The following is a 12,480-nucleotide window of genomic DNA, read 5'->3' as shown; positions in this document are numbered from 1 at the left end:
GATCGTCAAAGGGAGGTTGCAGTGGTGAATGACGGTCACGATGAGAATGACGAATTCCATGCACGGCGGCTGCTGAGCCGCAGACAAGCCTTCGGCCTTGCGGCGAAAACCGGTCTTGGTGCCGCGGCATTGGCCAGTGGCGCTGCCGCCCTGGTCTCGAATCCCGATTTCGCCATGGCCCAGGCGGCGGCGCAGGCAAGTGCTGGCTTGCCGAAGAAGCCTTTCAAGTTTTACTTCGTCTGCCATGTGACGCTTGATCAGTTCTTCACGCCCTGCATCTACGGTATCCAGGATGCCTGCGCGGCCTTCGGCGCCAGCTATCAGTGGACGGGCTCACAGAAGAACGTCGTCTCGGAAATGGTGAGCGCCATGCAGACGGCGATTGCTCAGAAGGCCGATGGTATCGCGGTCTGTCTCGTCGATCCGAAGGCTTTCGATGCCGCGACGGATATGGCGATGGCGGCCGGCATTCCGGTCATCGCCTTTAACGCCGATGTCCCCACGGGAAGCCCGAACAAACGCCTTTCCTACGTCGGCCAGCCGTTGTTCCAATCAGGCTACAACAGCGCGGTGAAATGGCTGAAGCTGCTTCCGCCCAAGGCGCATGTGTTGTTGACGATCGGTGTTCCCGGTTCGCTCAATACGCAACCTCGTCTCGACGGCTACATCCAGGCGATCAAGGATCTTGGCAACGGCGTCACCTATGATGTCGTCAATGCCGGCCCGGACCCGCAGACGGAAATCTCACGTGTCGAATCCTATTATCTGAGCCATCAGAATGTCGCGGGCATGTTCGGCACCGGCGGTTCCGATACCTATGCCTGCGGTTTCGTGTCGAACAAATATGGTCTGGCAAAAAAGGGTGGTGTGGTCGCCGGCTTCGATCTCTTCCCGCAGACCTTGACCTTCATCAAGAGTGGCGACGTGACTTTCACCACCGACCAGCAGGCCTATCTGCAGGGCTTCCTGCCGGTGCAGCAGATGTTCCTCTACAAGGTCTCCGGCGGCCTGGTCGGTCCGGCAAACAGTGACACTAGCCAGGCCTATGTGACGAAGGACAATGTCGACCAATATCTCGGCCAGACGCGCTTCGAAGGCCGCACGAGCGACGAGCCGAAGTGAGCAAGTCCGCTGAACCGGAGTGCACGGCCGATACCGGTCGTGCGCTTGCCTGCCGGCCATGGCACCGGCCATCAATAATGAGGTCGTTTATCCAATGAATGTGGAGCCAGGAGGCCTCGAAAAGGCCCATCATATCGTTGCTGTCCCGCCGCCCCGTCCGACGATGGGCAGCAGGGCGGCGACGATATTTTCCCGCTACAAGGAAGCAAGTGTTGCCGTTGTCGCCGTGCTGCTCGTCATCTATTTCCAGATCGGCAGCAATGGCGGCTTCCTGACGACCCCGTTGATGAGTGTCGTCCTACGCGACACGGGCCGGCTGGGCATGATCTCGGTCGCCGAAGTCATGCTGATGATAACAGGCGAGATCGACCTGTCGCTGAGCAGCACTTTCTCGCTCGCGTCCTATCTGATGGTGCTGATGTCGGTCACCTGGGGGTTGCCGCTTTTTGCCGGCGCCATCATCGGCATTGTTCTCGGCGTCGCCATCGGCTTCATCAATGGCTACATCACGGTCAGGATGCGTGTGCCGTCGCTGATTACCACGGTCGGCACGCTCTTCCTGCTGCAGGGCATTACCGTTTCGATCTACGACAGCCAGCCGATCGTCGCGCCCGTGGAAGAGCCGTTCAATTCGATCTTCGGCGAAAGCCTCTATGCGCCTGGCGACACACTGTTTTCATTGCATGGACTGACGGCATTCTCGCCGTTCCTGTGGGCGCTGCTCGTGGTCCTCGCCTTGGCGCTGGTGTTGACCAAGACACGCTTCGGCCTCCACACGGTCGCAACAGGCAGCAACATTACCGGCGCGCGCGAAATCGGCATCCGAACCGACTGGATAAAGATCTACAACTTCATGATTGCCGGCGGCATCGCGGCATTTGCCGGCATCATCAACACGGCCGAGTTTTCGTCCGCCGATCCGACGGCCGGCAGCCCGTTTCTGACGCTTCAGGCGATCGCCGCCGCCGTCATTGGCGGCACATCCCTGCTTGGCGGCTCCGGGACGGCAATCGGCTCGCTCATCGGCGCCTTCATGGTCGCCTCGCTCAACAACGGCCTCGTCATGGTCGGCGCGCAGGCGACGACTTCCGATATCTATCTCGGAGGTGCGATCGTTGCCGCCATGATCCTCAACGTTCAGGTCGACAGACTGCGCACACGGAGGCGCAAATGACAGACGAACCCATTCCCGCCCTGGCCGAAGACGCATCGGTCATTCTGGAGATGCAGCATATCAGCAAGAGTTTCGGGCCGGTGACGGCACTTGTCGATGTCAGCCTCAAGCTTCGCAAGGGGGAAGTCTTGGCGCTCGTCGGCGACAATGGCGCGGGAAAATCGACGCTGATCAAGATCATGTCGGGGTTCCACACGCCGGATCACGGCAAGATGCTTTTCGGCGGAGCCGAGGTCGGGTTCAAATCGCCGCGTGACGCGCGCGCGCTCGGCATCGAAACCGTCTATCAGGACCTCGCCCTCATCGGCGATCTCAGCGTCTATCACAACATGTTCCTCGGGCGCGAACAGCGCAAGCGCTTCCTTGGGCTCAACTTGCTCGACAATCAGCGTATGCGGCAGCTTTCACGCACCTATCTCGATACGCTTGGCATCTCGATCCCCAGTGTGAACAGCACGGTCGACATGTTGTCGGGCGGCCAGCGCCAGTGCATCGCGGTGGCGCGCTCCATCTATTCCTCGCCGACCGTGCTGATCCTCGACGAGCCTCTCGCGGCACTGGGTGTGCGCGAGAGTGCCCATGTGCTCGGGCTGATCCAGAATTTGCGGCGCCAGCGCGAGGTTTCGGTCGTGCTGATCGTTCACAACTACAATCAGATCTTCGAGGTCTGCGATCGGATCAACTTCCTGCATGCCGGCGAGATCGTGCTTGACGCCTCGACATCGGAGACCAGCGAGGAGGAGCTGATCCACATCGTCAAATCAGGTCTTGGCAAGCGTGCGATTGCTGCTGCGGGGTAGGGAAGCCGCATTCCGCCCATTTTCATACGTAATCGTGCTGAGGTCGGGTCTGCCTGATACCTTTTAGAATATCCGCGGCCTTTTCCGCGATCATGACGGTTGCGGCATTGGTATTCGACGAAATCAGCCGGGGCATGATCGAGCTGTCACAAACCCTTAGTCGATCGATGCCCCAAACCTGGAGTTCGGGGTCGACGACCGCATCGCCCGCGCCGCCCATGCGGCATGTCCCGACAGGGTGATAGGCGGAGCGTGCATATTGCCGTGCAAACTCCCGGTATTCAGCCTGAGTACGAATATTTCCATCCGGCAGATGCAGCTTTTTGATGAAAGGCGTGAAGGCTGCTTGCGAAAGGATTTCCTGGCTGATCTTGATGCCGTCGACGGCGCGTTCGAGATCATAGGGTTCGGCAAAGGCATTGGGGTCGATGGCCGGCGCGGCACGCGGGTCCTTGGAGCGTAGGCTCACCTGTCCGCGCGAGCGCGGGCGCACATGGTAGGAATTCAGCGTGCAGCCGTTGCCGCCGGGAACACCGCCAATACCTTCCTCGACACCGGCGCCGGGAAGGAAATGGAACTGGATGTCAGGGGTCTTCTCGTTACGATCGCCCCACCAGAAGCCGCCCGCTTCGACGATATTGGATGCGACCGGTCCCTTGCGGAACAAGGCATACTCGATGCCAGCGGCAATCTGCCAGCGGCGCTTCTTGTAGCGGTCAATTCCGTAAGGTCCGCTCAGTTCGGCCAGCACATCGACATCCATGTGATCCTGCAGGTTCTTGCCGACCTGCGGGAGGTCTCTGATGACGTCGATATCAAGCGCGCGCAATTCATCGGCTGGTCCGAGGCCCGAAAGCATCAGCATCTTCGGCGAGCCGATGGCGCCCGCCGTCAGGATGACTTCGCGCTCCGCCCTCAGCAGCACCGGACGACCATCCTCGATGATTTCGATGCCGACGGCGCAGCCATTTTCGATGACGATGCGGTTGACGGCGGTGTCTGTCCGCACCGTCAGGTTCTTGCGTCCCAAGGCCGGCCTCAGATAGCCGACGGCCGTACTACTGCGCCGTCCGTTGCGCGTCGTCGTCTGGTAGAAGCCGGCTCCAGCCTGCGATCCGGCGTTAAAGTCGGGATTGAAGGGAAGGCCTGCTTCCTGTGCCGCGCGCACGAACGTGCGTGTCAGTGGGTGAGGGCTCTGCGAGCTCACGCCGAGCGGACCTTCAGTGCCATGATGAGCGCCGCCGAACGTGTCGTTGCCTTCGGATTTGCGGAAATAAGGCCGCACATCCTCATAGCCCCAGCCTTGGCAGCCTTCGAGATCGCGCCAGGCGTCATAATCCTCGGGGCACCCGCGAGTGAAGACCTGGGCGTTGATCGAGCTGCCGCCGCCGAGCACGCGGGCCTGGGGATAGACCATCGTGCGGCCTGCGATCTCGCGACCGGCGATCGTCTCGTAACCCCAGATCAACGGGCCTGCGGTCATCTTGAAGAAACCGACCGGGAGGTGAATATACATATTCGTGTCGCGCGGACCGGCCTCCAGCAAGGTGACGGAAACATCCGGATCTTCGCTCAGGCGTGCAGCCAGCACGCATCCCGCCGAGCCGCCACCGACGATGATATAATCGGGCATTCTCTCCTCCGCAGATGCCGGGAATTCCTCTTCGTCCGGCCATCAGTTCGGCTGCACAATCTCAAGTCTCTTGTCCCTCGTCAAGAGAAAGGGTACGGTTATAGTCTTGAAGGGTTGTCGTACAAATGCTACGACTGTCGTGCTTCAGATCTGGATGTCGCGGGAAGAAGGACGGCATCCGATCCTCGTCATTCAAAGGGAGGTTTTCGAATGACTGACAGGACAAATTCGCGTTTCGCCAGCATGAACCGCCGATCGTTTCTCGCCACCGTGGCGGCAGGCGCCACGGTCGCCGCACTGCCAAGACAACTCTTCGCCGCGGACAAGCCGACGCTCGTCACCTCGATCCGCTCGCTGTCCAATCCCTATCATGCGGTCTGGAAGACGGGGGCAGAGGCCTTTGCGTCGGCCGTCGGGCTCGACCACGTCACGCTGGTTTCCGAGGGCAACAGCGAAAAGGGCATTGCCGATATCAAGGCCATGCTCGCCAAGACCGGCGGCAACATGGTCTTGAATTCCGACCCGAACGATACGCCCGACGCACGGCCGATCGTGGAGGCCTGCGCCAAGGCCGGCGCCTACGTCGTGACGCAGTGGAACAAGCCCGACGACCTTCACCCGAAGGATTTCAATCCCTTCTACGTCTCGCACATCGAGTTCGACGGCATTTCCAGCGGCAAGCAGATTGCCGAAATCCTGTTCAAGTCGATCGGCGGCTCCGGCGGCATCATCGCCCTTGGCGGACAGATTTCGAATACGGCGGCGATCGAGCGCAAGAAGGGCCTGGAAGAGGCGCTGGCCGCAAATCCCAATATCAAGCTGCTGGATTTCCAGGTCGCCAACTGGAAATCATCGGAAGCCTACGACCTGACGGGCAATCTGCTGACGCGCTTCGGCGACGACGTGAAGGCTGTCTGGGCCGCCAATGACGATATGGGCACGGGCGCTCTGGAAGCGCTGCGCGCCGAAAATCTCGCCGGCAAGGTTCCGGTCGTCGGAGTCGATGGCATCAAGGCGACAGTCGATGCGGTCCGCAAGGGCGAGTTTGCCTGCACCGTGACATCAGATCCGTTCTGGCAGGGCGGCATGGGGCTCGCCATCGGCCTCGCTGCATTGCAGAAGAAGTTCGACCCCGCCAAGGAGCCGCCCGAGCATCGCGAGTTCTACGGCAAGGCCGTGCTGATCGCCAAGGACAATGTCGAGGACTACTACAAGAACAACATCGACTCGCATCCGACGCTCGACTGGAACGATCTCTGGGGCCGCGTCACGGGCGCCATTCGCGCCTAGCCCGGCAGTAGTCTCCCTTTGCAGCTTGCGGCTCCTCCCGTGGCTGCCTCGTGGCTGGCAGATGTTGCGACACCTGCCAGCCCTCTCCGGATGACGCAGCGAGGTATGTCCGTTGACCATCAACGTCGAGAACATCAAAACTATCACGAAAAGCAAGCGGGCAGGTGCCATGCCGACGTCTGGAAGCCGCCTGGTGGACAAGCTTAATCTGAAGCGCTGGCGTTCCCATGCCCCGGCGCTGGTGCTGATTGCGCTTTGCATTCTCATCACCATAGCAAATCCGAATTTCATCGAACTCCGCAATCTCGTGCGTGTCGCGAATTCCGCCGCTGTGCCGCTGACGCTTGCCATGGGGCTGACCTTCATCATCATGCTCGGTAGCATCGATCTGTCGGTCGAAGGGTCGCTGTCGGTCGCTGCGATGGTCACCGTGCTTCTGGCGACCAATGATGTCAATGCCAACTCCTATGGCTGGTTCGCGGTCATCGCGGCGATCGCCGCCAGCACGCTGATGGGATTTGCGACCGGCATCATCCAGACGTTCCTGAGAATACCATCCTTCATGGCAACGCTCGGTGTCTGGTTCATCGGGCTTGGCATCTCCGTCTATATGCTCGGCGGTTCGGCCGTGCGCCTGATGGACCCATCTATCCGTGATCTCGCCCTGATGCGCGTGCTCGGCCTGCCGCTCGCGGTATGGGTGGCATTTGCGGCCTTCCTGCTTGCCTGCACGGTCCAATATTATACGCGTCTTGGGCGACACATCGTGGCGATCGGAGGTGGCGAGGACGTGGCCGAGCTTTCGGGCATCAATCTGCGCCGGGTGCGCATCATGGCCTTCGGGTTGGCGGGCTTCTTCTTCGGCGTGGCCGGTGTGCTTGCCGCCGCCCAGCTTGGTCGGTCCGACGCGGTCATTGCGGACGGTCGGCTGTTTGCGGCCGTCACCGCTGTTGTCGTCGGTGGCACGGCGCTGACTGGCGGGGAAGGAGGCGTCGTCAATACGCTGATCGGCGTGCTCATCGTGACCGTGCTCAGCAATGGCATGATCCTGCTCGGCGTCTCTCCCTATGTGCAGCAGACCGTGCAAGGGCTGATGATCATCGCCGCCGTCGCGCTTTCCCTCGACCGCCTGCGCCTCCAGATCGTGAAGTGACCGCCATGTTGTCAGCCAAAGAAATCAGCAAATCCTTCGCGGGTGTTCACGCACTGAAAGACGTTTCGCTCGAAATCAGGCCGAACGAGGTCGTCGGGCTGATCGGTGAAAACGGAGCGGGCAAGTCGACGCTGATGCGCGTCCTCGCTGGAACCCACCAGCCCGACAGTGGAACGCTCATGCTCGACGGCCAGCCGCTCAGGTTGCGCAATGCGCGCGATGGCGCCATGCACGGCATCGGCATGGTCTTTCAGGAGCAGTCGCTGCTGCTCAATCTCTCCGTGGCGGAAAACATTTATCTCGGCCAGGAAGACCGGTTCGTTCGCTTCGGCATCATGGATTGGAAAGGCATGCGGGCGGCGGCCAGGCGGCAGCTGGAAAAGATCGGCGTCGATATCGACGTAACAGCGCGAACCTCGGAGTTGACATTCGCCGCTCGCCAGATGGTCGAACTCGCCAAGGCGCTGACACTTGAGGAAAGCGTATCACGCCCGCTGGTAATTCTGCTCGATGAGCCGACATCCGTGCTGAGTGGCAGCGATATCGACGTGCTGTTCAAGCGCGTGCGGTCGCTGAAGTCCCGGGCGAGCTTCGTCTTCGTTTCGCACCGCCTGGACGAGGTCCTGCGCATCTCGGACCGCGTCTACACCATGAAGGATGGGCAGGTGGTTGCCGAGCACAGGGCGGCCGATGTCTCCGGGCCGCAGCTGCACGAAATCATGGTCGGCCGCGGCCTGCAGGCAACCTACTATAAAGAGGACAAGCAGATCCCACCACGGAGCGAGATCGTCGTCGATGCCAGCCGGCTGGCGATCGAAGGCGCATTCCATGACGTCGATCTGCAGATCCGCGCCGGCGAGATCGTCGGTATCGCCGGTGTCGTCGGATCAGGACGTGAAGAAGTCACCCGCGCCATCGGCGGCTTCCTGACGCATACCGGCGGCACCTTGAAGATCAATGGAGAAGCCGTGCATTTTCGATCGCCCGAACAGGCGGTCCGCAAGAGCGTTGGATATGTCCCGCGCGAAAGACGCGTCGAAGGCCTGGTGATGTTTCTCTCCATTGCCGAAAACATCACGCTTGCCGATCTCTCTTCCGTCATGCGCAAGGGCGCGATCGATTACGGCCGCGAACGCCGTCTTGCCAGCGACTGGATCAAGCGCCTGCGTATCAAGGCTCCGGGTCCCGACATCGCCTGCCGCAAGCTTTCCGGCGGCAATCAGCAGAAGGTGGTGCTGGCCCGCTGGATGACGGCCGGTTCGCGCATCCTGGTGCTCGACCATCCGACGCGCGGGCTGGATGTCGGCGCGAAGGAGGAGGTCTACGAGCTGGTTCGCGAATTGTCGTCGCAAGGCATCGCGATCCTGCTGATCTCCGACACGCTCGAGGAGACGATCGGGCTTTCGCACCGCGTGCTTGTCATGCGCGACGGCGCGGTGACCGCGCATTTTGATGCGGCGCCGGGAAACAAGCCGGATCAGGTCGATCTGGTTCGGGCGATGGTTTGAGGAGAGCATCGTGAACAGCTTCAAAGATATTAAAGCGCTCATCGCCGCAGGCTGGGTCCAAGGGGCGATACCACCCGCGTTGCTGGTCGTGCTGGTGCTTGTCATCGAGGTGGCAGCACCCGGCTTTCTCTCCGGCGACACGCTGCTTCTTCTGTTGTCGAACACGGCGGTCGTCTTCATCTTGGCAGCCGGCGTGACCTTCGTCATTCTCATCGGCGGCATCGATCTATCGATCCAGTCGGTCGCATCACTTTCAAGCGTCATCCTCGCTCAGCTGCTACCGCAGATCGGCATCCTGGCCTTTCCGGCAGCCATTCTTTCGGGTCTCATCTTCGGTGTCCTCAGCGGCTACGTCCATGTCCGGCTGAAGGTTCCGTCCTTCGTCGCAACGCTTGCAACCGGCGGCGTCGTCGCCGGCATCGCGCTTTGGGCCGCCGCCGGCCGCGCCATTACCATCGAAGAAGGCGGCCGCGAGAAGACCGCGTGGATCAATGGAACGTTTGCCGGCTTGCCGACCGTCATCTGGATAGCAGCCGTCATCGGCATCCTGGCCTATATCGGCCTGCGTTATACGCGCTTCGGGCGCCACAGCCTGGCCGTCGGCGCCGGTGAACCGGCGGCGATTGCGGCCGGGATCAATGTCGAGCGGACGAAGATCGTCGCCTTTGCAATTTCGGGAATGCTGGCGGCCATTGCCGGCGTCATCCTCGCCGCGCGTCTGTCGAGCGGCTCGCCCAATCTTGCCAACCAGCTCCTGCTGCCTGCCATTGCCGCCGTCATCGTCGGCGGCACGGCGATCACGGGAGGCCTTGGTGGCGTGGCGCGCACGGCCGTCGGCGCGCTGATCATCTCGATCGTCCGCATCGGCATGACCTTCGTCGGGATCAATATCTTCGCGGAGAACGTCGTCTTCGGTGCCGTCCTCATCCTAGCTGTTGCGGTCACCATCGATCGCAGCAAGATCGCGATCATCAAATGACAGGGCGTTCGGGGGCGGCATTTGCGCATGAAAAAGGCCGCGTCGACCGACGCGGCCCCAGGACGGTGCAGCGACGGTTACATCGTGTCGAGGCCGATCAGCTCAATCTTGTAGCCATCCGGATCTTCGATGAAGGCGATATGGGTCGTGCCGTGCAGCATAGGGCCGGGCGGGCGCGGTATCTTCGCTCCCTGCTTCTCCAGAGCGGCGCAGACGGCATAGATGTCGTTGACGCCGAGCGCAAGGTGGCCGAAGGCGGTGCCGAGATCGTAGGGCTCTTCACGACCCCAATTGTAGGTCAGCTCGACGACCGTATCCGTTTCCTCTGGACCGTAGCCGACAAAGGCGTTGGTGAATTTTCCGCCGGGATAGTCGTCCTTGCGCAGAAGCTTCATGCCGAGGAGCTCGGTATAGAACTTGATCGACCTGTCGAGGTCGAAAACGCGGATCATGGTGTGCATCATTCGAAATTGGCCGGACGCTGCGGTCATAGTACGGGTCCTCCTGCAAGTTATCGTTTTCACACCGGTTTTTAGCGAAAGGGGAGCAGCGGAAAGGTCCCTGCACTTGATGTTCAAAACCGATGTTGTATGATAACCATGTAAGTGACCCAATTGTCCAGATGTTTTCCCGCTGAACCGGAGCAACAGAATGAATGCCCTCCCGCCCCTTCAGGAAAGAGCGCTTGCCGCCCTCGTCACTGCCATGCCGGCAGACATGTTCCTGACGGATGCGAAGGCCATGGAACGCTATAGCCGTGACTGGTCAGGCGACCATTATGGCCGGCCATTGGCGGTCGCTCGGCCGCGATCGACGGACGAGCTCAGCCGGTTGATGCGCCGCTGCCACGAAGAGCAGATCCATGTCGTGCCGCAGGGTGGGCTGACGGGGCTCGTCGGAGCGGCCGTGCCGAGCTATCCCGGCGGCGAGATCGTCGTGTCGCTGGAACGGATGAACAAGGTGCGCTCCGTAAACCCGATCGATTTCGCCATGGTCGTGGAAGCCGGCTGTATTCTCGAGGATGCCAAGCGCCACGCCGAGGCGGCCGACTGCATCCTGCCGATCACCTTCGGCGCGCAGGGCACTTGCCGGATCGGCGGCAACGTCTCCACCAATGCCGGCGGTTTCAACGTCCTGCGCTACGGCATGACGCGCGATCTCGTGCTCGGCCTTGAGGTGGTGCTCGCCGACGGCCGCATCTGGAACGGCCTGCGCACGCTGCGAAAGGACAATCGCGGCTATGACCTGAAGCAACTGTTCATCGGCAGCGAAGGTACGCTCGGCATCGTGACCGCTGTCGCGCTCAAGGTCTTTCCGAAGCCGGAGCAGGTGGAGACGGCGCTGGTCGGCCTGCAATCGGTCGAAGCCGCCATGCAGCTCTATGCACGGGCGCGGCGCCAATGCAGCGATCTGCTAACCGCTTTCGAGCTCATCCTGCGCGGCGGCATCGAAATCGCCATCAATTCCCGGGACGATCTGCCCGATCCGCTCGGCGAAGCCTATCCCGTCTATGTGCTGATCGAGGCCTCGGCCGCCGGCCGCGTCGACCTCAGGGCATTGCTGGAAGGCTTTCTCGCCGACGCCTCCGATCTCGTTCTCGATGGCGTCCTTGCCGGCAGCAAGGCGCAAAGCGAGCGGCTCTGGCTGCTGCGCGAGATGATGGTCGAGGCGCAGGGCCGCGGCGGGCGTTACCTTCGTACCGATGTGTCGGTCTCGATATCCAGCCTGGCCTCCTTCGTGTCCGACACGCTCGATGCCCTCTCGAAAAAACACCCCGAGGCGATTGCCGTAACCTACGGTCATGTCGGTGACGGCAATATCCATCTGAACATCGTTCCTCCCGAAGACATGCCGGCTGACCGATTCGACGAACTGTTCCACGCGACGGAGGAGGTGATCTTCGATGTCGTGGACCGGCACGGCGGCTCGATTAGCGCCGAGCACGGCATCGGCCGCGTCAAGCAGGCGGCGTTCCTCAAACGCGCCGACCCCTTGACGCTCGAGCTTTCCCGCCGGATCAAGGATGCGTTCGATCCCAGGCATCTATTGAGCGAGGGCCGAATATTGGCAGGCATGGAACGTAAGGCACAGGGGTAGGGGATGACGCTGAAACTCGATAAGGTCAATCGCGGGCCACATCTGTCGACGCTGGTCGCAAGTTCGATCTCGCGCGAGATCGCCCAAGGGCGGCTGAGGCCCGGCGACCAGCTGCCGACCGAACAGCAACTGGCCCAGACGTTCGGCGTCAGCCGTAACGTGGTTCGCGAGGCGATCGCCCGGCTGCGTTCCGAAGGCCGGATCTGGTCGCAGCAGGGCCGCGGCGCCTTTGTCGCCGACGAGCCCAATCCGACGGTGCTGACGATCGATTTCGAGGCGCTGCAGCAGGCAAGCGCTTTCAAATCGCTCTTCGAACTGCGCGGTATCCTTGAAGTCCAGGCAGCCGCTTTGGCCGCAAGGCGCCGCACGAGGAACGATCTTCTCGCCATGAAGGATGCGCTGGCAACGATGCGGGCGGCTCCTTACGGCAGTGTCATGTGGCTGAAGACCGACCTCGAATTTCATAAGACGCTCGCCGCGGCGACCGACAATGTCTACATGGTCCAGTTTCTGATGTTCGTCTCGGAAAAGGTGCGCGAAAGCATTCTCGCGTCAGGCAATCAGCAGCGATCAGAAGATCTCGCCGCCGTCACGCTCGGCGAGCACCAGCGCATTCTCGATGCCATCGAAGCGGGGGATGCCGAGGAAGCTCAGGAAGCGATGCGTGCCCACCTCCATGGCGCAGCAAGCCGCGTCGGCCTTGCCGAGGAGCAATCCGAATAAA

11 protein-coding genes are annotated in these 12,480 nt (G+C 61.3%); 9 read left to right on the top strand and 2 right to left on the bottom strand.

From position 1 onward, the window contains the following. The first annotated feature begins 21 nt into the window (after nucleotides 1-21). The 3 genes from ACIQWP_RS28930 to ACIQWP_RS28920 all read left to right on the top strand — a co-directional run bounded on the left by ACIQWP_RS28930 (nucleotide 22) and on the right by ACIQWP_RS28920 (nucleotide 3,096). Nucleotides 22-1,122 carry a sugar ABC transporter substrate-binding protein gene (locus tag ACIQWP_RS28930; protein ID WP_402795132.1) on the top strand — a complete coding sequence of 367 codons (1,101 nt, stop codon included), beginning with the start codon at nucleotides 22-24 and terminating at the stop codon, nucleotides 1,120-1,122. A gap of 94 nt (nucleotides 1,123-1,216) precedes the next feature. Continuing rightward, nucleotides 1,217-2,296, top strand: a complete 1,080-nt coding sequence (locus ACIQWP_RS28925; RefSeq protein WP_402795129.1) for an ABC transporter permease — start codon at nucleotides 1,217-1,219, stop codon at nucleotides 2,294-2,296. Beyond that, nucleotides 2,293-3,096 carry an ATP-binding cassette domain-containing protein gene (locus ACIQWP_RS28920; RefSeq protein ID WP_402795128.1) on the top strand — a complete coding sequence of 268 codons (804 nt, stop codon included), beginning with the start codon at nucleotides 2,293-2,295 and terminating at the stop codon, nucleotides 3,094-3,096. Before ACIQWP_RS28925 ends, ACIQWP_RS28920 begins: the two co-directional genes overlap by 4 nt. Before the next feature lie 22 nt (nucleotides 3,097-3,118). On the opposite strand, the gene ACIQWP_RS28915 is transcribed toward ACIQWP_RS28920, so the two are convergent. After that, nucleotides 3,119-4,729 (bottom strand): GMC family oxidoreductase, encoded by a 1,611-nt coding sequence (locus tag ACIQWP_RS28915; protein ID WP_402795126.1) that lies wholly within the window; start codon nucleotides 4,727-4,729, stop codon nucleotides 3,119-3,121. A gap of 210 nt (nucleotides 4,730-4,939) precedes the next feature. Here ACIQWP_RS28915 and ACIQWP_RS28910 point away from each other — a divergent pair, with 210 nt between their 5' ends. The 4 genes from ACIQWP_RS28910 (at nucleotide 4,940) to ACIQWP_RS28895 (ending at nucleotide 9,659) form a co-directional block, all read left to right on the top strand. Next, nucleotides 4,940-6,019 (top strand): sugar ABC transporter substrate-binding protein, encoded by a 1,080-nt coding sequence (locus tag ACIQWP_RS28910; protein WP_402795123.1) that lies wholly within the window; start codon nucleotides 4,940-4,942, stop codon nucleotides 6,017-6,019. A 169-nt stretch (nucleotides 6,020-6,188) separates the two neighbouring features. Continuing rightward, the gene (locus tag ACIQWP_RS28905; protein WP_402795121.1) at nucleotides 6,189-7,172 is read left to right on the top strand and encodes an ABC transporter permease; all 984 of its coding nucleotides are present in this window, start codon (nucleotides 6,189-6,191) and stop codon (nucleotides 7,170-7,172) included. A 5-nt stretch (nucleotides 7,173-7,177) separates the two neighbouring features. Beyond that, the gene (locus ACIQWP_RS28900; RefSeq protein WP_402795118.1) at nucleotides 7,178-8,680 is read left to right on the top strand and encodes a sugar ABC transporter ATP-binding protein; all 1,503 of its coding nucleotides are present in this window, start codon (nucleotides 7,178-7,180) and stop codon (nucleotides 8,678-8,680) included. A gap of 10 nt (nucleotides 8,681-8,690) precedes the next feature. Next, on the top strand, nucleotides 8,691-9,659 hold the full coding sequence (locus ACIQWP_RS28895) for an ABC transporter permease (RefSeq protein ID WP_402795115.1): 969 nt from the start codon (nucleotides 8,691-8,693) through the stop codon (nucleotides 9,657-9,659). Between the two features lie 77 nt (nucleotides 9,660-9,736). Here ACIQWP_RS28895 and gloA read toward each other — a convergent pair whose 3' ends face one another. Beyond that, a complete protein-coding gene (gene gloA, locus ACIQWP_RS28890; RefSeq protein ID WP_402795114.1) occupies nucleotides 9,737-10,150 on the bottom strand; it encodes a lactoylglutathione lyase in 414 nt (137 codons plus the stop codon). Nucleotides 10,151-10,310: 160 nt separating this feature from the next. Here gloA and ACIQWP_RS28885 point away from each other — a divergent pair, with 160 nt between their 5' ends. Next, nucleotides 10,311-11,756: an FAD-binding oxidoreductase gene (locus ACIQWP_RS28885; RefSeq protein ID WP_402795110.1), complete on the top strand. Its 1,446-nt coding sequence runs from the start codon at nucleotides 10,311-10,313 to the stop codon at nucleotides 11,754-11,756. A 3-nt stretch (nucleotides 11,757-11,759) separates the two neighbouring features. Then, nucleotides 11,760-12,479, top strand: a complete 720-nt coding sequence (locus ACIQWP_RS28880; RefSeq protein ID WP_402795108.1) for a FadR/GntR family transcriptional regulator — start codon at nucleotides 11,760-11,762, stop codon at nucleotides 12,477-12,479. The last annotated feature ends 1 nt before the right edge of the window (nucleotide 12,480 follow it).

This window comes from Rhizobium sp. NPDC090279 (assembly GCF_044769665.1).
Taxonomy (GTDB): domain Bacteria; phylum Pseudomonadota; class Alphaproteobacteria; order Rhizobiales; family Rhizobiaceae; genus Rhizobium.
The sequence above is the reverse complement of the archived record's forward strand: the minus strand, read 5'-3'. Positions and strand labels throughout refer to the sequence as shown.